The organism is Martelella limonii (assembly GCF_013344475.1).
Lineage (GTDB): Bacteria > Pseudomonadota > Alphaproteobacteria > Rhizobiales > Rhizobiaceae > Martelella > Martelella limonii.
The window spans coordinates 318,663-341,119 of record NZ_JABUOU010000004.1 but is presented as its reverse complement, the minus strand read 5'-3'; the positions used below and the strand labels follow the sequence as shown (position 1 = coordinate 341,119).

At 61.5% G+C, this 22,457-nt stretch carries 20 protein-coding genes and 1 tRNA gene; 9 read left to right on the top strand and 12 right to left on the bottom strand.

What is annotated here, in order from left to right; genetic code table 11:
- Positions 1-134: 134 nt before the first annotated feature.
- Positions 135-803, bottom strand: coding sequence for a hypothetical protein (locus HPQ62_RS11430; protein WP_174802669.1), 669 nt, complete (start codon positions 801-803; stop codon positions 135-137).
- A gap of 298 nt (positions 804-1,101) precedes the next feature.
- Positions 1,102-1,178: transfer RNA gene (locus HPQ62_RS11425), tRNA-Arg, on the bottom strand.
- Between the two features lie 405 nt (positions 1,179-1,583).
- Between HPQ62_RS11425 and chvE (HPQ62_RS11420) the strand changes: the two genes are divergently transcribed.
- The 4 genes from chvE (HPQ62_RS11420) to mmsB all read left to right on the top strand — a co-directional run bounded on the left by chvE (HPQ62_RS11420) (position 1,584) and on the right by mmsB (position 6,791).
- The gene (chvE, locus tag HPQ62_RS11420; RefSeq protein WP_174802668.1) at positions 1,584-2,654 is read left to right on the top strand and encodes a multiple monosaccharide ABC transporter substrate-binding protein; all 1,071 of its coding nucleotides are present in this window, start codon (positions 1,584-1,586) and stop codon (positions 2,652-2,654) included.
- Positions 2,655-2,833: 179 nt separating this feature from the next.
- Complete coding sequence (gene chvE / locus HPQ62_RS11415) at positions 2,834-3,907, top strand: multiple monosaccharide ABC transporter substrate-binding protein (protein ID WP_174802667.1); 1,074 nt, start codon at positions 2,834-2,836, stop codon at positions 3,905-3,907.
- A 153-nt stretch (positions 3,908-4,060) separates the two neighbouring features.
- Positions 4,061-5,581: a multiple monosaccharide ABC transporter ATP-binding protein gene (gene mmsA / locus HPQ62_RS11410; protein WP_174802666.1), complete on the top strand. Its 1,521-nt coding sequence runs from the start codon at positions 4,061-4,063 to the stop codon at positions 5,579-5,581.
- Positions 5,582-5,594: 13 nt separating this feature from the next.
- Positions 5,595-6,791 (top strand): multiple monosaccharide ABC transporter permease, encoded by a 1,197-nt coding sequence (mmsB, locus tag HPQ62_RS11405; RefSeq protein WP_174802796.1) that lies wholly within the window; start codon positions 5,595-5,597, stop codon positions 6,789-6,791.
- A gap of 484 nt (positions 6,792-7,275) precedes the next feature.
- Here the strand turns inward: mmsB and HPQ62_RS11400 are convergent, their stop codons facing one another.
- Positions 7,276-8,175 carry a ribokinase gene (locus tag HPQ62_RS11400; protein WP_174802665.1) on the bottom strand — a complete coding sequence of 300 codons (900 nt, stop codon included), beginning with the start codon at positions 8,173-8,175 and terminating at the stop codon, positions 7,276-7,278.
- A 142-nt stretch (positions 8,176-8,317) separates the two neighbouring features.
- On the bottom strand, positions 8,318-9,475 hold the full coding sequence (locus HPQ62_RS11395; protein ID WP_425312623.1) for a DNA recombination protein RmuC: 1,158 nt from the start codon (positions 9,473-9,475) through the stop codon (positions 8,318-8,320).
- A gap of 162 nt (positions 9,476-9,637) precedes the next feature.
- On the opposite strand from HPQ62_RS11395, the gene def reads away from it, so the two are divergent.
- The 4 genes from def (at position 9,638) to arsC (ending at position 12,420) form a co-directional block, all read left to right on the top strand.
- The gene (gene def, locus HPQ62_RS11390) at positions 9,638-10,153 is read left to right on the top strand and encodes a peptide deformylase (protein WP_174802663.1); all 516 of its coding nucleotides are present in this window, start codon (positions 9,638-9,640) and stop codon (positions 10,151-10,153) included.
- Positions 10,154-10,233: 80 nt separating this feature from the next.
- A complete protein-coding gene (fmt, locus tag HPQ62_RS11385; protein WP_174802662.1) occupies positions 10,234-11,172 on the top strand; it encodes a methionyl-tRNA formyltransferase in 939 nt (312 codons plus the stop codon).
- A complete protein-coding gene (gene truA / locus HPQ62_RS11380) occupies positions 11,172-11,924 on the top strand; it encodes a tRNA pseudouridine(38-40) synthase TruA (RefSeq protein WP_174802661.1) in 753 nt (250 codons plus the stop codon). The genes fmt and truA overlap by 1 nt, the downstream gene beginning before the upstream one ends.
- A gap of 79 nt (positions 11,925-12,003) precedes the next feature.
- Positions 12,004-12,420 carry an arsenate reductase (glutaredoxin) gene (gene arsC, locus HPQ62_RS11375; protein WP_174802660.1) on the top strand — a complete coding sequence of 139 codons (417 nt, stop codon included), beginning with the start codon at positions 12,004-12,006 and terminating at the stop codon, positions 12,418-12,420.
- A 60-nt stretch (positions 12,421-12,480) separates the two neighbouring features.
- Here arsC and HPQ62_RS11370 read toward each other — a convergent pair whose 3' ends face one another.
- The 6 genes from HPQ62_RS11370 to HPQ62_RS11345 form a co-directional block, all read right to left on the bottom strand.
- Positions 12,481-12,933 carry a hypothetical protein gene (locus HPQ62_RS11370; RefSeq protein WP_174802659.1) on the bottom strand — a complete coding sequence of 151 codons (453 nt, stop codon included), beginning with the start codon at positions 12,931-12,933 and terminating at the stop codon, positions 12,481-12,483.
- A gap of 65 nt (positions 12,934-12,998) precedes the next feature.
- Positions 12,999-13,583 carry a hypothetical protein gene (locus tag HPQ62_RS11365; protein WP_174802658.1) on the bottom strand — a complete coding sequence of 195 codons (585 nt, stop codon included), beginning with the start codon at positions 13,581-13,583 and terminating at the stop codon, positions 12,999-13,001.
- Positions 13,567-14,751, bottom strand: a complete 1,185-nt coding sequence (gene dapE / locus HPQ62_RS11360; RefSeq protein ID WP_174802657.1) for a succinyl-diaminopimelate desuccinylase — start codon at positions 14,749-14,751, stop codon at positions 13,567-13,569. Before dapE ends, HPQ62_RS11365 begins: the two co-directional genes overlap by 17 nt.
- A 38-nt stretch (positions 14,752-14,789) precedes the next feature.
- Positions 14,790-15,641 (bottom strand): 2,3,4,5-tetrahydropyridine-2,6-dicarboxylate N-succinyltransferase, encoded by an 852-nt coding sequence (dapD, locus tag HPQ62_RS11355; protein ID WP_174802656.1) that lies wholly within the window; start codon positions 15,639-15,641, stop codon positions 14,790-14,792.
- Positions 15,642-15,839: 198 nt separating this feature from the next.
- Positions 15,840-16,586: an EF-hand domain-containing protein gene (locus HPQ62_RS11350; RefSeq protein ID WP_174802655.1), complete on the bottom strand. Its 747-nt coding sequence runs from the start codon at positions 16,584-16,586 to the stop codon at positions 15,840-15,842.
- Between the two features lie 114 nt (positions 16,587-16,700).
- The gene (locus tag HPQ62_RS11345; RefSeq protein WP_174802654.1) at positions 16,701-17,393 is read right to left on the bottom strand and encodes a pyrimidine 5'-nucleotidase; all 693 of its coding nucleotides are present in this window, start codon (positions 17,391-17,393) and stop codon (positions 16,701-16,703) included.
- A gap of 263 nt (positions 17,394-17,656) precedes the next feature.
- Here HPQ62_RS11345 and HPQ62_RS11340 point away from each other — a divergent pair, with 263 nt between their 5' ends.
- Positions 17,657-18,571 (top strand): EamA family transporter, encoded by a 915-nt coding sequence (locus HPQ62_RS11340; protein ID WP_174802653.1) that lies wholly within the window; start codon positions 17,657-17,659, stop codon positions 18,569-18,571.
- Positions 18,572-18,850: 279 nt separating this feature from the next.
- Here the strand turns inward: HPQ62_RS11340 and gap are convergent, their stop codons facing one another.
- Both gap and tkt read right to left on the bottom strand, forming a co-directional pair.
- Positions 18,851-19,852 carry a type I glyceraldehyde-3-phosphate dehydrogenase gene (gap, locus tag HPQ62_RS11335; protein WP_174802652.1) on the bottom strand — a complete coding sequence of 334 codons (1,002 nt, stop codon included), beginning with the start codon at positions 19,850-19,852 and terminating at the stop codon, positions 18,851-18,853.
- Positions 19,853-20,063: 211 nt separating this feature from the next.
- The gene (gene tkt / locus HPQ62_RS11330) at positions 20,064-22,046 is read right to left on the bottom strand and encodes a transketolase (protein ID WP_174802651.1); all 1,983 of its coding nucleotides are present in this window, start codon (positions 22,044-22,046) and stop codon (positions 20,064-20,066) included.
- Positions 22,047-22,457 lie beyond the last annotated feature (411 nt).

The window sequence follows — 22,457 nt, the reverse complement described above, 5'->3', positions numbered from 1 at the left end:
GTGCCACGACTGCTACCTCCAGGCTCAACCGATGGATCTGACCGGCTTATTGAAGCCGCGTGCGGACCTTGGACCGGATGTGAGAATAAGTGCAGTAAAATGGCAAGTAAGCAGGATGATTTAAGGAAACATTTTTAGGTCGCGGGCATTGCAGTCCCGTTTTGCAGCCAGCCGACCCATCTTCCAAGGAACGCGCGATAATTCTTCATCGTGATCTGAAGGAAGTGCAGGCCGACGACGGCCTGATTTTTTTGCTTCGTACTAACAAAGCAGAACCTCGTAACCGGCGCCCCTTCCGTCGTTTGGCCATGGCTGTCGAGGTAGAGTACGCCCCCGTGCGCCAGGCCATTTCGCAGGATGCTGCAGAATGTTTCGGTAGCAAGCACGTCGGCAGCGGATAGAGCGGTGTCCGTAGCAAGAACTTGTTGAACGGCCAGCGGCAGGCCTTGTCTGGAAAGGTCGGGTAATGCTGTCCCCTTCGGCAAATAGTGATATCGCCACGCGCCGGCTTCGTAGAACGGTGCCTTGACAACAGGGTTCTGACCAATGTCCGCCTTCACCGCCTTTGCGAGCGAGGCATCGAGGATCGCATCATTGAGATGACCGACCGCTCGGCCGTTCTGCGGCTTCCATATCCTCTCGATGGGCAAATTCACCATCGGCGTTGAGATCGCTAGCAGGAATGACGCGTTCAGCGGGAGCTCCCGCCCATCGGCCTTGTTCGAAACCGAAGGCCACAACTGTTCAAGCAGTATCAGGCACCGTTGCGGAACGTCGATGCTAAAATTTTGCGGATTGCCCATCTACTCCCCCAACTACCTCGTTCAGTTATCGTAACACAGTCGCCGCTGTCCTTCAGGTCTCCTCGAGAGGAGCTGGGAACAGTGTAGTTCGCCAGATAATTGGTGTGTCTTCGTCCGGCTCCAGCTCCAGCAAGCCGCGACGGATTCTTGTGACAATCATTCGACCGAAAGCGATTCGAACTTTTCGCCGCCGAACGCCGCCATTTCTACGCTCTTCTGCGCGCGGGCCGGCCTCTACCAGATGCAAGGGCGTGCGCTCGGCGGCTATAGCGTACTGCGGAGGGTAATCGGCGGTATTTGGCGCGCCCGACAGGATTCGAACCTGTGACCTTTGGAATCGGAATCCAACACTCTATCCAGCTGAGCTACGGGCGCATCTGCATGGCCTTTCGGCCTGCGCGGTTTCTTTAACCCAGCTTGCCCGCTGCATCAATCTCAAAATTCGTTTCTGCCCAAAACCGGTCGCCCGGCCGTTCGTCCGTCCAGTCCTCGCGCGCTTCGTGGTATTAGACATAAGGCTAAGGCGCATGCTTCAGGGCATGCTGCGGGCGCTGGAATCCCGCAGGGGATTCAATGACCTGAGGGAAGGGCAATCTTCATATATAGCAGAATTGGTATATCAGCTTCGGTACTATCAATTTGACAGGCGCGGCTCTCCGGTTTCAGTTGCATGCCGCGATCTGCGTTTTGCAACCTTCCGGGTTGCGTTGGGGAGGACCTGAGGCCGCACGGGCGGCCGAGGCGCAGGACGAGAACATATTCGCGAATTGGGAGAGAGTTATGAAATTGGTAGTTTCCGCACTTGCCGTTGCGGCGATGACGGTCGCGTCCTTTGCCGTTCCGGCCTTTGCGCAGGACAAGGGCACGATCGGGATCGCGATGCCCACCAAGTCCTCCGCACGGTGGATTTCGGACGGTCAGTCCATGGTCGACCAGTTCAAGGAAGCTGGCTACGCCACCGACCTGCAGTATGCAGAGGACAATATTCCCAACCAGCTGTCGCAAATCGAAAACATGATCACCAAGGGCGTGGACGCGCTCGTGATCGCCTCGATCGACGGCACCACGCTTTCAAACGCCCTGGCAAACGCATCTGCCGCCGGCATTCCGGTGGTCGCCTATGACCGCCTGATCCGCGAAAGCCCCGATGTCGACTATTACGCCACCTTCGACAACTTCAAGGTCGGCGTTCTTCAGGCCGAAAGCCTTGTTTCGGGCCTGAAGGAGCGCTTCCCGGATACCAAGCCCTGGAATGTCGAGCTGTTCGGCGGTTCGCCGGACGACAACAACGCCTATTTCTTCTATGATGGCGCCATGTCCGTGCTGCAGCCGATGATCGATTCCGGCGAGATCGTGATCCCGTCCGGCCAGATGGGCATGAACCAGGTCGGCACACTGCGTTGGGACGGCGCGGAAGCCCAGGCCCGCATGGATAACCTGCTTTCGGCGAACTATACCGACAAGCAGGTGAATGGCGTTCTGTCGCCCTATGACGGCCTGTCGATTGGCATTCTTTCCTCGCTGAAAGGCGTTGGCTATGGCTCCGGCGATCAGCTGATGCCGATCGTGACCGGCCAGGACGCCGAGGTCCCTTCGGTCAAGTCGATCATTGCCGACGAGCAGTATTCGACCGTTTTCAAGGATACGCGTGAACTGGCCCGCGTGACGGTTGGCATGGTGGACGCGCTGCTTGCCGGTGGCGAGCCGGAAATCAACGACACCAAGACCTATGACAATGGCGTCAAGGTCGTCCCGTCCTATCTGCTGGCACCGGTCTCGGTCGACAAGTCGAACTGGGAAGCGGTCCTGGTTGACCAGAGCGGCTACTACACGCTCGACCAGCTGAAATAATCATCCGGGCCGGCGCCTTGGCGCCGGCCTTTTCCGTTCGGAATTCTTCTTCCGATCATTTTTGACTTACGTGCCTCAAAACCTCTGGCGTTCCCCGGTGGTTTTATGGCAGAAGACCTCCGCACATTCGGAGGTGCATCCAAGATACGGCCCTTAGAGGTCCTAAACGGGAGAGAGATATGAGAAAGATCGTATCAATTTTTGCTGCTGCTTCGGTGGCAGCGATTGCCATTGCCGCACCGGCAATGGCGGCAGACAAGGGCTATGTCGGCATCGCGATGCCGACCAAGGGCCTTGACCGCTGGAACAAGGACGGCGCGTCCATGGTCGAGCAGTTCGAGGCGGCCGGCTACAAGACTGACCTTCAGTACGCCGAAAACGAAATTCCGCAGCAGCTGTCGCAGATCGAGAACATGATCACCAAGGGTGTGACGGTTCTGGTCGTCGCAGCCATCGATGGCGGTTCGCTGACCGGCCCGCTCGCCAACGCAGCCGCCGCCGATATTCCGGTGATCGCCTATGACCGCCTGATCCTCAACACGCCGGACGTTGACTTTTATGCCACGTTCGACAACTTCAAGGTCGGTGTTCTCCAGGGCAACAGCCTGGTCGAAGGCCTGAAGCAGCGCTTCCCCGACGTGAAGCCGTGGAATGTCGAGCTGTTCGGTGGTTCGCCGGACGACAACAACGCCTACTTCTTCTACAACGGCGCCATGTCGGTTCTGCAGCCGCTGATCGATTCCGGCGATATCGTGATCCCGTCGGGCCAGATGGGCATGGACAAGATCGGTACGCTGAACTGGTCGAACGCGGCAGCCCAGGCGCGCATGGACAACCTGCTTTCGGCCTATTACACCGACAAGCCGCTCCACGGCGTCTATGCCTCCAACGATGACCTCGCCATGGGTTCGATCTCTTCGCTGAAGGGCATCGGCTACGGCTCCGGCGACATGACCATGCCGATCATCACCGGCCAGGACAGCAACCTGCCGAACGTCAAGGCGATTGTTGACGGCGACCAGTACTCCTCGATCTTCAAGGATACCCGCAAGCTTGCCGGCGTGACCGTCGGCATGGTGGAGGCCATCGGCGAAGGCAAGGAGCCGGAAATCAACGACACCAGCACCTATAACAACGGCGATAAGGTCGTCCCGTCCTACCTGCTGGAGCCGGTGATCGTCACCAAGGATAACTGGAAGCAGATCCTGGTGGATGACAGCGGATATTATACCATGCAGCAGGTCGAAAACTGATAAACTGAAATTCGTTCAAGGGCCCGTCGCCGGTTCTTCCGGCGGCGGGCCTGACGCATCATTTCGATTGCCTTCAAAGGCCGATGCGTCGATGGAAAGGGTGGGGTTTTCGCCTTGAAGCGACGGCCCGGTGCCAAACGGGTGACAGGTGTCATGACAACATTGCTCGAAATGCGAAAGATCACGAAGACGTTTCCCGGTGTGAAGGCGTTGAGTGATGTCGACCTGAAGGTCGACGAAGGCGAAATTCACGCGCTGGTCGGCGAAAACGGAGCCGGCAAATCCACATTGATGAAAATTCTGTCCGGCGTTTATCCCCATGGATCCTATGACGGGGAAATCTACTATGGCGGCGAGCTGGCGACCTTTTCCGGAATTGCGGACAGCGAGAAGAAGGGCGTCATCATCATCCACCAGGAGCTTGCCCTGGTGCCGCAATTGTCGATCGCGGAAAATATCTTCCTTGGAAATGAAGTCGCACGCGCCGGCGTGATCGACTGGCCGGAAACCTTCGACCGCACCGAAAAGCTCCTGCGCAAGGTGGGCCTCAAGGATCCGCCGGCAACGCTCGTCGAGAAGATCGGCGTCGGCAAGCAGCAGCTTGTGGAAATCGCCAAGGCGCTTTCGAAGGATGTCAGGCTCCTGATCCTCGACGAGCCAACGGCGGCCCTTTCCGAATCCGACAGCGCCAAGCTTCTGAAGCTGCTGAAGGAACTGAAGCAGCAGGGCATCACCTCGATCCTGATTTCGCACAAGCTGAACGAGGTCGAGGAAGTCGCCGACAACATCACGGTGTTGCGCGATGGCTCTTCGGTCGCCGGGATCGACTGCCACGCCGAGGAGGTTAGCGAGGCCAAGATCATCCAGGCGATGGTTGGCCGCAACATGGAAAACCGCTATCCGGAACGCGAGCACAAAATCGGCGCGGAACTGATGGCGGTGAAGGACTGGACCGTCTGGCATCCCGAGCAGGCCGACCGGAAGGTCATCAAGAGCGCCAGCTTCAACGTTCACGCGGGCGAGATCGTCGGCATTGCCGGCCTGATGGGGGCCGGCCGCACCGAGCTTGCCATGAGCATTTTCGGTCACAGCTATGGCCGCAACATTTCGGGCGAAGTCTGGCTCGGCGGCGACAAGGTGGATGTCTCCACCGTGCCGAAGGCCATTCACGCCGGCCTTGCCTATGTGACGGAAGACCGCAAGGGGCTTGGCCTCATTCTCGATGAGCCGATCACCAAGAATGTCACGCTCGCCAATCTCGCCGGCGTTTCGAAATACGGCGTTCTCAATACCGCCGAGGAGGCCAAGACCTCCGAGCACTATCGCAAGGCGATGAACATCCGCACGCCAACGGTCGGCCAGCGCGTTGTCAACCTTTCGGGTGGCAACCAGCAGAAGGTGGTGCTGTCGAAATGGCTGTTCACGCAGCCCGACGTACTGATCCTGGACGAGCCGACGCGCGGCATCGATGTCGGCGCGAAATACGAGATCTATACCTTGATGAACCAGCTCGCCGCCGAAGGCCGCGGCGTGGTGATGATCTCGTCCGAAATGCCGGAACTGCTCGGCATGTGCGACCGCATCTACATCATGAACGAGGGGGCACTGGTGGGTGAACTGAGCGCTGAAGAGGCGAGCCAGGAACGCATCATGTCCTTCATTGTCAGGAAGTAAGAAAGAGATGACGATGAATACACCCGAGGAAACCACGGCAGACGAGAACAAGCCCTCGATCCGCTCCTATCTGACCCTGCGAATGCGCGATTACGGCATCCTGCTCGCGCTGATCGTCATCATCGCATTCTTCCAGGTCGTGACCGATGGCGTGCTGATGCGTCCGGTCAACATCACCAACCTGTTCCTTCAGAACTCCTATGTGATCATCATGGCGCTCGGCATGCTGATGGTCATTGTCGCCGGGCATATCGACCTGTCGGTCGGCTCGGTCGTCGGCTTTGTCGGCGCGCTTGCGGCCGTCATGATCGTGCACTGGCAGGTGCCCGTGGTCGTGACCTTCTTCGCCTGTATCGCGGCCGGCATGCTGATCGGGGCGTGGCAGGGCTACTGGGTGGCCTATTGGCGCATCCCGTCCTTCATCGTCACGCTCGCGGGCATGCTGATCTTCCGCGGCCTGTCGCTGTGGATCCTCAATGGCCAGTCGGTCGGCCCGTTCCCGGGTTCGTTCCAGCTTCTGTCCACCGGCTTCGTGCCCGATCTCTTCGGCGTTGGACGCCCGAACATGACGGCGCTTGCCGCCGGCATCATCGCGGCAGCGGCGATCGTCTATCTCGCATGGCGTTCGCGGGCGCGCAATGTCGCCTACGGCATCGAGGATGAGCCGCTGTCCTTCTTCCTGGGACGCAACATCATCGTCGCCGGCGTGCTGGTGTTCGTGTCCTGGAAGCTTGCTTCCTTCCGCGGCCTCCCTAACGTGCTGATCTCGATGGCCATCCTGACCGTGATCTACACCTTCATCACCGAAAGCACGACTTTCGGGCGGCGGGTCTATGCGATTGGCGGCAACGAGAAGGCGGCAGCGCTTTCCGGCATCAACACCAAGCGGCTGAACTTCATCGTGTTCGTGAACATGGGCATGCTGGCGGCACTTGCAGGCCTGGTGTTTGCAGCCCGCCTCAACATAGCAACGCCGAAGGCCGGCAATGGCTTCGAACTCGATGTGATCGCGGCCGTGTTCATCGGTGGTGCGTCGATGTCGGGCGGCGTCGGCAAGATTGTCGGTGCGGTCGTCGGCGCGTTCATCATGGGCATCATGAACAACGGCATGTCGATCATGGGTATCGGCATCGACTATCAGCAGGTGATCAAGGGCCTGGTTCTGCTCGCAGCCGTCGTCTTCGACGTCTACAACAAGAACAAGGCCTGACAAAAAAGAGGAGGCAGGGCCCCAAGGCCCTGCCTCAAGCGTCGGAACGAGCTTCGTCCGTCGCAGTGGCCGGGTTACCCCGACCACCTCCAGTCATGGCCGCGCTGCCGGTCCTGCGCTTTCGCGACATGCAGGCTGCTGCAGCCAAGCACCCCCGGCACATCGGGGGGTGATGTACCGGGGCGGGGCGCACCCCCGTTCCAGACAACCGGCATGGCCGGCACCTTGGCAAGTCTGGATTTCTATTCTACGCGGGATAACTGCGTCCGGATTGAGGCGCGCACGAAAAAAACGGCGGCCGCAAATGGCCGCCGTTTCGAAAATGCGCAAAAATGCCTGCCGCGATCTCGGTTCGCGGCGCTTGCGCTTCCCTCCGCCTCATCGAAACACGCAAACGCTTCATCTGTTCGTGCGGCGCTTTCCCGAGATGTCAGGCGCACACATCACACTGCGCAAGGTTCGCTCGGGTGAACGGAGACTGCGGTCAGGCCCGGGCGTCGACATCCGCCTTTGTCGGAATGGAAGGCTGGGCGCCCGGCTTCAGGCAGGCGAGAGCGCCGGCAACGGACGCCCTGTGGGCGGCCTCCTCGAAGGAGAGGCCGCTGTCGAGGCCGCTCGCGAGATAGCCGCAGAAGGTGTCGCCGGCGCCGACCGTGTCGACCGGATCGATCTTCAGGGCGTCGATCCGATGGAAATTGCCCTCATGCATGGCTACAACGCCATCGGCGCCGAGCGTGATCACGATCGTCTGGCCGGTCTTGTCGTGGCGGCTCTTCAGCATCGAAATCCGGCCTTCACTGCCGAGTTCGTCGGCGCCCACAAGGCGCTCGAATTCGGTCTCGTTGGCGATGACGATGTCGGCGAGCGCGCCGAGTTCCGCGGCTTCGGCTGTCAGCGGCGCTGTGTTGAGCACGGTCCGGATGCCTTTTTCGCGGGCGCCAACAAGGGCGGCGCGAATGGCCGGGGCAGGAATTTCAAGCTGGAGCACCAGCGTGTCGCCGGCTGACATGTCGGCGACCACCTTTTCCGCATCGGCGGCGCTGACCGCGCCATTGGCGGCGGCATTGATGACGATCACGTTCTCGCCGTCGCCGCCAACCAGGATCATCGCGGTACCGGTCGCGCCGTCGACCGTTCGGACGGCGGAAAGGTCGACGCCTGCGTCATCGAGAAGCTGGGTTGCAGAGGTTGAGAAATCATCCGTACCGACGGCGCCTGCCATGGCGACCTTCGAGCCCGCGCGGCGGGCGGCGAGCGCCTGGTTCGCCCCCTTGCCGCCCTGTGCCGTGGCAAAGCCGGTTCCCGTCACGGTTTCGCCCGGCTTTGGCAGGCGCTCGGTGTTGGCGATGAGGTCCATGTTGATCGAACCAAAAACCGTGATCATGACTGTCTCCCGTCGGCTGCAAGGCCGTTATTCTGAATGAAGCCGTCTGCGCGGTGCGGCGGCGTCGGTCGCAAAGGAGCGTCGCGCCTTGTGTGCGGGCGATGCTTTCAACGCTTGTATTGCCCGGGCGCGCCGATGGCAATCAATCCTCGTCGACGACGCGCAGCTTCATGCGCCCGAGCCCTTCCAGGTCTTCGGTGCGCTCCGGGGCAGTTGGACTTTCCGTTCTTGCCTTCTCGAATTCCAGCGCGCCGATGCGCTCGCCCCGTCGCGCAATCTTGCCTGTGGAGATCCGGATCGTCTCGACATCCTGGCGAGCCTGGTTGAAATGGCTCTCCAGCTTGCCAACGCGTTCGTTGAGCCGGGTCAGGTCCGAAAGAAGATTGGCGACTTCGCCCTGGATCAGATGCGCCTGTTCACGCATTCTCTGGTCCTTCAGGACCGCCTGCACGACCTGGATCGACAGGACCAGAAGCGTCGGCGAGACGATCACCACTCGCGCGGCATGGGCGCGCTGGATGACGGCTTCATGATGTTCGTGGATATCGGCGAAGATCGATTCGGACGGCACGAACAGGAAGGCAGTGTCCTGGGTCTGGCCCGGCAGGAGATACTTGCCGGCAATGTCGCGGATATGGGTGTCGAGATCGCGTCGGAAGCGCTGGCTGGCGCTGCGCGTTGCCTCCTCGGTCTCGGCGGCCCGCATCGCGTTCCAGGCTTCGAGCGGAAACTTGGCGTCGATGATCAGCGGCGGCGCGCCGTTGGGCATGTCGATGACGCAGTCGGGACGGGTGCCGTTCTGCAGTGTGGCCTGGAACCGGAAACTGCCGGCGGGCAGCTGGTCGGCGATGATCGCTTCCATCCGGCCCTGGCCGAAGGCGCCGCGCGTCTGCTTGTTCGAAAGAATGGCCTGCAGGCCGACCACGTCCTTTGCCAGCGACTGGATATTGTTCTGCGCGGCATCGATGACGGCGAGCCGCTCCTGAAGCCGTCTCAGGTTTTCGTGCGTGGTCTGATGCTGCTGGTGAAGGGTTGAGCCGATCCGGTGGGAAAGCCCGTCAAGACGGGAGCCGAGCGCGGCGTTGAGCTCCGACTGGCGGCTGCCGAAAAGCTCGGCCATCGTTGCCATCCGCGCCTGCATCTCCCCCTGCGACACGACCAGCTTCTCGAGTTCGCGTTCAAGCGGCTCCTGGCGTCCCCTGCGCCCCGCCAGGAGCACCGCGACGATCGCGAGCAGAATGAAGAGGGCCGCGCCCATGGCCAGCATGGTTGGATCCATCGTTTGCAGTGTCGCCCACATCATATCCATCCGGTTTCAGACAGGTTGAAGCCTAGCATGTTTTCACAGGGAAGTAAGATCAAAACGTGAACATGGTGGATTGGCGCAAAAACGAAGCCACTCGGTTTCTGACCGGCACATGAAAAGATTTCCCCCGGCGCGAACTTGCGCTATGGGGAGGGCATGACCACGATGCCTTTGATTATCCTGCCCGACCCTCTGCTGCGCAAGGTCTCCGAACCGGTCGAACGCATTGACGACGACCTGAAGAAATTTGCCGATGATATGCTGGAGACCATGTATGAGGCTCCTGGCATAGGCCTCGCTGCGATCCAGGTGGGCGTTCCGCGCCGCATGCTGGTGCTCGACGTCGCCAACAAGGACGAGGACGAGAAACGCCCCATGGTGGTGATCAATCCGCAGGTGCTGCACGCCTCGGATGAGCGCTCCGTCTATGAAGAGGGCTGCCTCTCGATACCGGACTTCTATGCCGAGGTGGAGCGGCCGGCGATGGTGCGGGTGCGCTACACCGACCTGTCGGGCAAGGAACAGGAAATCGAGGCGGATGGGCTTCTCGCAACTTGCCTTCAGCATGAGATTGATCATCTGGATGGCGCGTTGTTCATCGATTACCTGTCGCGTCTGAAGCGCGACCGCGTGATCAAGAAATTCTCCAAGTCGGCGAAAGCCAAGCTCTGAACCTGCCGCAAGGGCAGGGGCTTTGCACACGTTCCGGCCTGTGCGCGTCGCGGCAGGCCTTCAGGTGAGAAGGAGCGATCATGGCGCTCAGGATAGTCTTCATGGGCACGCCGGAATTCTCGGTGCCAACGCTTCGCGCCTTGAAGGAAGCGGGCCACGAGATCGCCTGTGTCTACACCCAGCCGCCGCGCGCGGCCGGCAGGCGCGGGCTTGCAACGGTAAAGTCTCCGGTCCACCAGGCGGCCGAACTTCTCGGCCTGCCGGTGCGCACGCCCGCCAATTTCCGCGAGGAAGGTGACCGGGCGGCCTTTGCAGCGCTTGAGGCCGATGTCGCGGTGGTGGTGGCCTACGGCCTGCTGCTGCCCGAAGCGATCCTCTCCGGCACGCGGCTTGGCGCCTACAACGGTCACGCCTCGCTTCTGCCCCGCTGGCGCGGTGCGGCGCCGATCCAGCGCGCGATCATGGCCGGCGACAGCGAGACCGGCATGATGGTGATGCGGATGGAAAAGGGGCTCGATACCGGCCCCGTTGCCCTGACGAAGCGGGTGGCGATCGGCCCGGACATGACGGCAGGCGCGCTTCACGACCGGCTGATGCTCGATGGCGCGCGGCTGATGGTCGAGGCTATGGAAAAGCTCGAAGCGGGCGATCTGCCGCTTGAGCCGCAGTCCGAAGACGGCGTTCTTTATGCCCGCAAGATCGACAAGGCCGAAACCCGGATCGATTTTTCCCGCCCGGCAGAAGAGGTTCACAACCACATTCGCGCGCTGGCGCCATTCCCTGGCGCCTGGATGGAGGTGCCGTCTGCCAAGGGGCCGGAACGGGTGAAGGTTCTTGAAAGCGCGATCGGCGCGGGAAGCGGCGCGCCCGGCACGGTTCTGGACGGTGCCGATCTGACGATTGCCTGCGGCGCTGGCGCCGTTCGCCTGAAGATGTTGCAGAAGGCCGGCGGCAAGCCGCTTGCCGCAGACGCATTCCTGCGCGGCGTTGCCCTGCCGCCCGGCACGGTGCTTTCCTGATGCCGCGCTACCGGCTGACGGTCGAGTATGAGGGCACCAAGTTCGTTGGCTGGCAGCGTCAGGCGACGGGGCGCTCGGTGCAGAGCGCGCTCGAGGAGGCTGTCGCCGGGTTTTCCGGCGAAACCGTTTCGATCCGTGGGGCCGGCCGCACCGATTCCGGCGTCCACGCGCGCGGGCAGGTCGTGCATCTCGATCTTGAAAAGCCCTGGAGCCCGTTCACGCTTCTGAACGCGGTGAACGCGCATCTCCGTCTTGCCCGCGATGCCGTCTCGGTGGTCGATGTCGTCGAGACGGATCAGAATTTCGATGCCCGCTTTTCCGCTCTGCGCCGGCATTATCTCTACCGGATCATCAATCGCCGCGCCCATCCGGCGCTCGATTGGAACCGGGGTTGGTGGGTGCCGAAGCCGCTCGATCACGCCGCCATGCATGCGGCGGCGCAGGTGCTTGTCGGAAAGCATGATTTTACCACCTTCCGCTCGGTCCAGTGTCAGGCCAAGTCGCCGGTGCGCACGCTCGACCGTCTGGACGTGACGCGGGTCGAAGACGTGATCGAAATTCGCGCGACCGCCCAGAGCTTCCTGCACAACCAGATCCGGTCCTTTGCGGGCACGCTGAAGCTTGCCGGCGAAGGCAAGATGTCGCCCGAAGATGTGCGCGCCGCGCTCGAAGCGCGCGACCGCAGGGCCTGCGGGCCGGTGGCGCCACCAGAGGGCCTCTACTTCATGAAGGTGGAATATCCAGGCGATTAAGCCTGTTCCGGCGGTCTTGCGCAATCGCACAATTCTGTATATCGATGCTTCCAGTATTATGGATATGTCGGAGGCTTCGTTGCCGGTTACCATCTATCACAACCCGAATTGCGGCACCTCACGTAACGTGCTGGCGATGATCCGCGCTTCCGGCGAAGAGCCGGAGGTAATCGAATATCTCGAAACGCCGCCGAGCCGCGAGCGGCTTGTGGAACTGATCGCGGCGATGGGCATCTCCGTGCGTGACCTGCTGCGCATCAAGGGCACGCCTTATGAAGAACTCGGCCTCGACGATCAAAGCCTCTCCGATGATCAACTGATCGATGCCATGATGGCGCATCCGATCCTGATCAACCGGCCGATCGTCGTGACGGAAAAGGGCGTGAAGCTCTGCCGGCCGTCCGAAACCGTGCTGGAGATCCTCCCGAATCCGGGTGCGGTCGGCGCCTTCGTCAAGGAAGATGGCGAAGTGGTGATCGGTTTCCACAACAGCTGATCGGTTCACCAAGGCGCGGGCACTTGCCATTGCAAGTCGCTGCAGCCGGCTTGCCATCTTCTACTTCGAGAAGGTCTGTCCCGTCACGCAGGCAAATTCGCTGAGCGGGGGCTGGGCCATCTGCAGACTGTAAGCCGCGCGCTCTTCCTTGGTCTGGCAATAGGGCACCTGCACGGCTTCAAAGCCCTTTTCCTGCAGGCAGCGGTCAACCACACGGTCGCGCAGTTTCTCATTGGTGTCGTAGCTGTAGCTCTCGATCGGGGTGGTGTAGCCTCCGACCTCGGTGCAGATGCCGTTGTCGCTGCAGGCGATGGTTCCGGGAACGCTGTAACCGCCGGAGACGTCCGTCACCATGTTCTGCGGGACCTCCCGAAGAGCGGCGATGAAGCACTGGTCATAGGCCTGTTGCCGCTCGGAACGGGTCGAGCCTTCCTTGTAGAGAACGGATACGGGGCCGGTCTGGCAGGCGACAAGACCCAGCAGAACGGCCAGTGCCGGAAATTTTCTGATCATGCGTCATCCCCCGATGTGGCTGCAATCCTTGCGCGCGCGCAGGTCTGTGTCAAGTAAGCGCGGTCTCACACCCCGACGATGTAACGGGTTCCGATATCGGTCACGAGGAGGGCCGTGATGGCGGACGCGATGATGGCCACTGCGGTCGGCAGCACCTTCTCGCTCATCAGCAGATAGATGATCCGGACCTCGAACAGGAAGGCGGCCAGCAGCACGATCTGGAACAAGAGCAGAATGATGCTGGCGAGCGGCTGCAGCCCGGTCGCAATCAGGAAGATCGCAAGCGCTGCGAAAAGGTTCACCGGCAGGCTCAGCCAGTTGGTGGCGACGATGATCTTCAGGAAGGCCCGCGGCAGGCCGGAGACCATGCAGACGACGCCCAGCACCACCAGCGGCGCCATCCAGCTCAGCCCCTGGATCAGCGCGGTGCGCAGCAGCGCCATGACGGTAAGGTCGATCGACGGCTGCACCAGCCGCGTCAGGCTCACAAGCTCGCTTGCGACCATCAGCGGGAAGGAATAGGCCAACGCCCAGAACGAGCGGGCGACGCCGCGCTCGGTGAAATCGAGATATCGCGCATGGGCCGGATCGGCCTTGCTCAGAAGCCAAAGTCCGCGCAGGTAGAACAGGACCTCAGCAAGCCGCGGCACGAGCGAACCACCTTTCGATGAAGGCGCGGTAGATCTCGGTGAGCGTTTCCAGATCCTTGACCGCCACGTGCTCGTCGACCTTGTGCATGGTCTGGCTGATCAGGCCGAATTCGACCACGGGGCAGTAATCCTTGATGAAGCGCGCGTCCGATGTGCCGCCGGTGGTGGAAAGCGCGGGCGTCCGGCCGGTCACGGCCTCGATTGCGGATGACAGGCTTCCGGCAAGCTGTTCGTCCCGGGTGAGGAAGACGGGGCTGACGCGCCCGAGCCACGCGACGGCAAAATGCGCGGGGGACTTGCGGCCGGCGGCTGCGGCGCGTTCGAGACGGCTCAGGATTTCGGCCTTCAGCGTTTCCTCGCTCCAGAGGTCGTTGAAGCGGATGTTGAAGGTTGCAGTCGCCTTTTCGGGAATGACATTGGTGGCCGCATTGCCGGTGTCGATCGAGGTCACTTCCAGATTGGTCGGCGGAAACAGATCCGTGCCTTCGTCGAGCGGCGTCCCCATCAGGGCGTCGAGCATGGCGGCCATGGGCCGGAGCGGATTGTCGGCCAGATGCGGGTAGGCGACGTGGCCCTGGGTGCCTGTCACCGTCAGCCTGCCGGTCAGCGAGCCCCGGCGGCCGACCTTGATCATGTCGCCGAGCGCGTCCGGATTGGTCGGCTCGCCGACAAGGGCCGCATCCCATGTTTCGCCGCGGGCCTTCGCCCATTGCAGAAGCTTGTCGGTGCCGTTGATGCCGGGGCCTTCCTCGTCACCGGTGATCGCGAGCGAGACCGATCCCGCAGGCGCGCCATTCTTTTCGATGTGCCGGGCGAGCGCTGCGATGAAGCAGGCGATACCGCCCTTCATGTCGACGGCGCCGCGGCCATAGAGACGCCCATCGGCGATCTGGGCCGCAAATGGCGGGTGGTTCCACGAGGACGAATCGCCGGGCGGCACCACATCGGTGTGCCCGGCAAACATCAGATGCGGGCCGCTTGTGCCAAGCCGGGCATAGAGATTTTCAACGTCGGGCGTGCCCTTTTCGCTTGCCGTCATCCGCTCGATCGCAAAACCGAGCGGGGCAAGCATGTCCGAAAGCGCGCTCAGCGCACCGCCGTCTTCCGGGGTAACGGAAGGGCAGCGGATCAGGGCTTTCAGGTTTTCAACGGGATCTGTGGCGCTCATCATCTCTATCTGGATTGGTCAGCGGTGATTGAAAGCCCTCAGTCGCGCAAAAGTTCGTTGATGCCGGTCTTGGAACGGGTCTTCTCGTCAACGCGCTTGACGATCACCGCGCAATAGAGGCCCGGAGCCGGAGCGCCATTGCCCATCGGCTTTGCGGCCGGCAGGGAGCCTGCCACGACGACCGAATAGGGCGGAACCTCGCCATAGGTGATCTCGCCGGTGGCGCGATCGACGATCTTGGTCGACTGGCCGATATAGACGCCCATGCCGAGCACCGAGCCCTCACGGATGATGCAGCCTTCGACGACTTCCGAACGGGCGCCGATGAAGCAATTGTCCTCGATGATGGTCGGGCCGGCCTGCATCGGCTCCAGCACGCCGCCAATGCCGACGCCGCCGGAAAGATGCACATTCTTGCCGATCTGGGCGCAGGAGCCGACGGTGGCCCAGGTGTCGACCATCGTGCCTTCGCCGACATAGGCGCCGAGATTGACGAAGGAGGGCATCAGCACCACGCCCGGAGCCACATAGGCCGAGCGGCGGACGACGGCGTTGGGCACGGCGCGGAAGCCTGCGGCGCGGAACTGGTTGTCGCCCCAGCCTTCGAACTTGGAGGGCACCTTGTCCCACCAGGTGGCGTTGCCGGGGCCGCCCTTGACCACTTCCATGTCGTTCAGGCGGAACGACAGCAGCACCGCCTTCTTCAGCCACTGATTGACCTTCCAGGCACCGTGCTCCTGCCTTTCGGCAACGCGGGCCTTTCCGCTGTCGAGCAGGTTCAGCGCTTCATCGACGGCCTCGCGCACCTCGCCGGTGGTCGAAACCGAAATTTCGCCGCGGTTTTCGAACGCGTCTTCAATGGTTTTCTCGAGCGAGGTGAGATCGGTCATGCTGGTATCCTGTGCCGGTCGCGCCTAAGGGCGCAAAGAGAAGCTTTGGTCTGAACCGATCTAAGCGAGGGCAGCCACGGCGTCAATCTTTGGGGTGTCGTGTACGAGGATAACCAGTGGTCAGGGCAAACGAAAAAAGCCCCCGCCGTGGGGCGGAGGCTTGCCGATGGAGGTCATCGGTTTCGGCGGGTGGCCCGATCAGGGCATCGGGCGACGATTCGGCAGGTCTTCGATCGTGATCACCATATCGCCGTTGCGATCCATGCGGCTGAACATCTTGGCGGCGAGATTTGCGAACTCTTCCTGGCTCACCTGGCCGCTTCGGTCCGTATCGGCGCGGACGAAGAAGATGCGTTCGACATTGCCGGGCTTTCCGCCCCATTTCCGGTCGTCGCCCTTCCGTTCGCCCATATTGCCCCTGTCGTTGCCGTCCATGCGGTGCTGCGGGCCGCCGTCATTCATCGCCATGCGGCGCGGGGCGTCCTGACCGCCAGGCATGGCCTGGTTTTCGGCATTGCCGGCCATCTTCGGGCCGGGCTTGCCATCGGGCCCAGGCATCTTTCCGGGAGCGCCGTTCTCCGCAGCCATCCTGGCGCCGGGGGCGGGCTTGCCAGGTGCCGCATCAGTGGCGGCCATCTTGCCCTGCGGGCGGGGATTGGCGTCACGGAAGGCCTTCATCTGGGCCTTGCGATGGTCGGCAAACTCGCCGGGCGTGATCACACCGTCGCCATTGACGTCGATCGCCTCGAACTGGCCATCCTGAAAGGCGATCACCTCGTCTTCGGTGATCTTGCCGTCCTTGTTGGCGTCGGAGGTCTTGAGCAGGTATATGAAGCGGCCTTCCGGCTGGGGCCCGCGCATGTCGCGGGCGAGGCTCGGGGTTGCTGCAGCGCCGAGCACCAGCGTGGCGGCAAGGGCCGAGATCGTCAGTTGCTTCCCATTCATGGCTTCTTCCTCGTGTTGGTGGACCGATGAGGAAAGAATAGGTGAGGGGCGGCGCCAAGACGACTTAATTATAGGACAGGTAGCCTGAATAATCGGTAATTCATACTCTGTTCATCATGCTAGACTTGTCACAAATCCTGCAAGATCTTCGGTCACGTAATCGATGTGCCCGGTCTCGTCGCCGAGCCGCTCGAAGGCTTCCGAGAACCCGTATTCCAGGTTGGGCGGCACGATCAGCACGGTGCGCATGCCAAGCGCTTTCGGCTCCTTCAGATTGCGCGGGAGGTCCTCGAACATTGCCGCATGGGCGGTGTCGACGCCGGAGCGGTCGAGGAACTTCCGATAGGCCACGGCATCCGGCTTCGGCACATAGCCGGCCGCAACGATGTCGAAGATATCATCAAAGTGATCGCGGATGCCGAGGGCGGCCGCCGTCTTTTCGGCATGGGGCACGGAGCCGTTGGTGAAGATGAACTTGCGCCCCGGCAATGCACGGATCGCCTCGCCAAGCGCCGGGTTCGGCTCGATCACCGTATAGTCGATCGCATGCGCCTTTTCGAGGAAGTCGTCGGGATCGATCTCGTGGTTGATCATCAGGCCCTGAAGCGTGGTGCCATGCTCGCGGTAATACTGCTTCTGCAGCACGCGGGCCTCGTCATGCGGCAGCGCCAGCAGGCGCGCGACATAGTCGGTCATGTTGCGGTCGACCTGCGCGAACAGGTTGACGTGATGCGGATAGAGCGTGTTGTCGAGATCGAACACCCAGTCGCGGACGGTTTCGAAATCGGTTTTCAGAGGATGTGTCATCGGTTTTGTCATGACCGTCTTATGGCAGAGACCTGCGGCCAAGGGAATGGACTTTGGCGTTTCCGCAGAACTGGCGCGGCGCGTGCCCCGGTGGTATAGGAAGGCATGCTGAAACAACGCCACCAGAAACGATGCCGTATCGTCCTGCAGGACCGCAAGCGCCTGCCGGCCCGGTTCTTTGGCGAGTTCTGCAAGACCGCGAACGGGCGGAGCGGCTGACGGCTCGCCGTCAAACCCTTCCCGTCACATCAAGGTCTTTTCCCATGGAACTCTGGATCGGCATCACCTTCGCCGCTGCCTTCCTGCAAAACCTGCGCTCCTCGTTTCAGAAATATCTGAAGGGACGCATGGCAACGCTTGGCGCCACCTTCACCCGTTTCGGTTTCGGCGTGCCTTTCGCCGCTCTCTATTTCGCTGTTCTGGCCTTTGGCCTTCATCGGCCCGTTCCCGCCGTCAATGGCGATTTCATGCTGTGGTCGGTGATCGGTGCGGCAGGCCAGATCGCCGCGACCTTTCTGCTGGTCTATCTGTTTTCCTTCCGCAATTTCGCGGTCGGCACGGCCTATTCGCGCACCGAGCCGGCGCAGGCGGCAATCCTCGCCTTTTTGTTCTTCGGAGCGACGATTTCCACTGTTGCGGTGATCGCAATCCTGATCTCGATCGCCGGCGTGATGCTGATTTCGCTGTCGCGCAGTGCCGTCAGCTTTCAGGCGCTGGTTTCAGGGCTGATGACGCGAACGGCGATGATCGGGATCGCATCCGGCACGCTGTTCGGACTTTCGGCCATTTCCTATCGAGCCGCCTCTCTTTCACTCGCGGCAAGCCTGCCCCAGCCCGACAGCGTGATGCAGGCCTCGTTCACCCTGCTCGTCGTGATCGTGATGCAGGCGGTCGCGATGCTTGCCTACATGTTGGCCTTCGATCGGAAGGAACTCGGCAAGGTCATCCGTGCCTGGCGCCCGGCGCTTGCCGTCGGCTTCGTCGGCGCAACGGCGTCCTTTGGCTGGTTCTTTGCCATGACCCTTCAGCAGGCGGCAATCGTCAAGGCGGTGGCGCAGGTCGAGATGCTGTTCACCATCGCCACCTCCGTCCTGTTCTTCCGGGAAAGGATTACCCGTGTGGAACTGGCGGGCTGCGGCCTGGTGGTCTGCGGCGTTCTGGTGCTGCTGATCGCGTGAGGCATGCCCTTTCGGCTTCGCGGAGAGTGCCGCCTGGACCCTCGGGTTAAGCTCGAGGGTGACAAGGAGAGGAGGAGAGGGTGTTGGAAAAACAGCCGCCGTCATCCTCTGCCGCACAACCCACGCCGTGTCATGCGCGTGCTTGACACGAGCATCCAGGCCACACGATGAACGCTGCTTGCACGCTCTGCCAGAGCCGACAGCGCTTCGGGAATGGCCAACAAAAAAGAGGCCGGGATGACCCCGGCCTCAATCGCAATCGATAATGCTTCGGAAAGCTTACAGCAGCTTGCCCATGGCAACGGCGACGTCGCCCATGCGGTTGGAGAAGCCCCACTCATTGTCGTACCACGACAGGATGCGCACGAGCTTGCCTTCCAGAACCTTGGTCTGCTGTGCAGAGAAGATCGAGGATGCCGGGTCGTGGTTGAAGTCGCGGGAGACCAGCGGCTCTTCGCTGTATTCCAGAACGCCCTTCAGCTTGCCTTCGGCGGCTTCCTTGATCGCTGCATTGATTTCTTCTTCCGTGACATCGCGGCTCGGAACGAACTTCAGGTCGACGACCGAGACGTTCGGGGTCGGCACGCGGATCGACGAACCGTCGAGCTTGCCCTTCAGTTCCGGAACGACGAGGCCGATCGCCTTTGCAGCACCCGTCGAGGTCGGGATCATGGAAAGGGCGGCGGCACGGGCGCGGTAGAGGTCCTTGTGCATCGTGTCCAGCGTCGGCTGGTCGCCGGTGTAGGAGTGGATCGTGGTCATGTAGCCACGCTCGATGCCGAACTTTTCATGCAGCACATAGGCAACGGGCGCCAGGCAGTTGGTGGTGCACGAGCCGTTGGAGACGATGATGTCGTCCTTGGTCAGGCTGTCATGGTTGACGCCGTAGACGATGGTCTTGTCGGCGCCGGCCGACGGAGCGGAAACCAGAACGCGCTTCGCGCCGCTTGCCAGCAGCATTTCGGCCTTTTCCTTGGCCGTGAAGATGCCGGTGCATTCGAGCGCGATGTCGACGTCGCTCCAGGGCAGGTCCTTGGGGTCGCGAATGGCGGTGACGCGCATCGGGCCGCGGCCGGCATCGATGGTGTCGCCATCGACCTTGACCTCATGCGGGAAACGGCCATGAACGGAATCGTACTTGAGAAGATGCGCGTTGGTTTCAACCGGGCCGAGGTCGTTGATGGCAACGACTTCGATGTCGGTGCGGCCGGATTCGATGATGGCGCGCAGAACATTGCGGCCGATACGGCCAAAACCATTGATGGCAACTTTAACAGTCATGTCAGAAACTCCCTATTCGCGAATAGTTTCGAAAAGTCTCAAGGCCGCCCATCTCTGAGAGCTTCCGGAAAGGGAGCGGAGACAACGGTCTTGCGAGGCCTCGGCCCCGATATAAGCGGTTACGATCGCAATTGCAGCAAACATCTTCGGTCTGCGACAATTCGATGCGTAGCGTCCGGCTCGAACAGCCGGACGCTACGGCTTTTCAAAATCAGGCGCGCTTCTTTTCCACGGCCTTGACGACGGCATCGGCGGTGATGCCGAAGTGCTCGAACAGCGCTTCGCCATTGCCGGATGCGCCGTAACCGGTCATGCCGATGAAGATGCCATCCGAACCGATGAAATCGTCCCAGCCCATGCGCAGGCCTGCTTCAACGCCGACCTTGATCGGCGAATTGCCGATGATGGCCTTCCGGTATGCTTCCGGCTGCTTGAAGAACAGCTCCATGCAGGGCACGGAAACGACGCGGGTGGAGATCCCCTTGCCGCTCAGCGTCTTCTGGGCTTCGACCGCGAGGCCGACTTCGGAACCGGCAGCGAAGATCGTCACTTCGGCTTCGTTGGCCGGGATCAGATCATAGGCGCCGGTTGCGCAGAGGTTCTTCTCGGTGAACTGGGTGCGCACGGCCGGCAGGTTCTGGCGGGTCAGCGCAATGCCGGACGGCGCGTCGCGGCTTTCGAGCGCCAGCTGCCAGCATTCTGCGGTCTCCATCGCATCGGCCGGGCGGAACATCAGAAGGTTCGGCACGGCGCGCAGCGAGGCCATCTGCTCGACGGGCTCATGGGTCGGGCCGTCTTCGCCGACGCCGATGGAATCATGCGTCCAGACGTGGATGACGCGAATGCCCATCAGCGCTGCCAGACGCACCGAGGTGCGGCAGTAATCGGAGAAGATCAGGAAGCCGCCGGAATAGGGGATCAGGCCGCCATGGAGCGCGATGCCGTTCATGGCCGCTGCCATGGCATGTTCGCGGATGCCCCAATGCATGAACCGGCCGGAGAAATCATCCGGCGTGATCGGCGCGGTCTGGCTGGTGTTGGTGTTGTTGGAACCCGTCAGGTCGGCAGAGCCGCCAAAGGTTTCCGGCACGACGCCGTTGATGACTTCCAGCGCGTTCTGCGAGGATTTGCGCGAGGCAAGCTTCGGCTTCTCCTCGGCAAGTTCCTTCTTGTACTTCTGGATCGCACGGTCGAACCCGCCGGGAAGATCGCCGGCGAAGCGGCGGTTGAACTCGGCCTTGACGTCCGCCTTGGCGTCGTCGAGCTTTTCTTCCCATTCAACGCGCGTCTTGGTGGAGCGAAGGCCTGCAACGCGCCATGCGTCGAGAACGTCTTCCGGAACTTCAAAGGCCGGGTATTCCCAGCCGAGCGCCTTGCGGGTCGCGGCAATTTCCTCGTCGCCGAGCGGCGAGCCATGAACCTTGTTGGTGCCAGCCTTCTTCGGCGAGCCGTAGCCAATGGTCGTCTTGCAGGCGATCATCGTCGGCTTGTCGGACTTGTGGGCTTCTTCGATGGCAGAAGCGATCTCATCGGGATTGTGGCCGTCAATGTCGATCGTGTGCCAGTTGCAGGCGCGGAAGCGGGCGTGCTGGTCGGTCGAATCGGACAGCGAAACGGCGCCGTCGATGGTGATCGAGTTGTTGTCCCAGAACAGGATCAGCTTGTTGAGCTTCAGATGGCCTGCAAGCGCGATGGCTTCCTGGCTGATGCCTTCCATCAGGCAACCGTCGCCGCACAGCGCATAGGTATAGTGGTCCATCAGCTCTTCGCCGAATTCTTCGGCAAGCTTGCGCTCGGCAATGGCCATGCCGAGTGCATTGGCAATGCCCTGGCCGAGCGGACCGGTGGTGGTCTCGATGCCGGAGGCATGGCCGTATTCCGGGTGGCCGGCGGTCTTGGAACCCAGCTGACGGAAGTTCTTGATGTCCTCGATCGTCATGTCCTCGTAGCCGAGGAGATAGAGCAGAGAGTAGAGCAGCATCGAGCCGTGGCCGGCCGACAGGACGAAGCGGTCGCGGTTCGGCCAGTCAGGGTTCTTCGGATCGAAGCGCATGAATCGGGTAAACAGAACGGTCGCGACGTCGGCCGCGCCCATCGGCAGGCCGGGGTGGCCGGAATTCGCCTTCTGCACGGCATCCATGGAGAGGAAACGGATCGCGTTGGCCATCCGGTTGTGTTTATCAAGAGAAGTCATGTTGCTCTTCGCTTCTTCAAGTCTGTGGGAATGACATCGGTCGACGGATTACCGGCGAAATCGCTGGACGGCAATGCTGCCGGTGAAACTATTCTTAATGTTCCGGCTCCAGGCAAGGCTGCATCCCAAACGCGCCTTGCCCGCCCGAAAACGTCGGGACCGTACACCATTTCCAAACGCCCTGCCACCGCTTAAATGTCCCGCATTGCGCGTATCCCGCTCGCCATGCCCGGCCCGGTGGCGTCAGCATCATCTGCCGAGCGGCAATGTTTGCCTGCAGCAACCAAGTTTCCTATTGACAACCTTCACGCTGCGTTGACCTCTGCTGTTAACTCTTCCTAAGATCGCAATGAAAATTAGAGCATCTTGGCGATTCGCGTGCGGCAGTGCGATGGTTTTGCGCAGGATGCC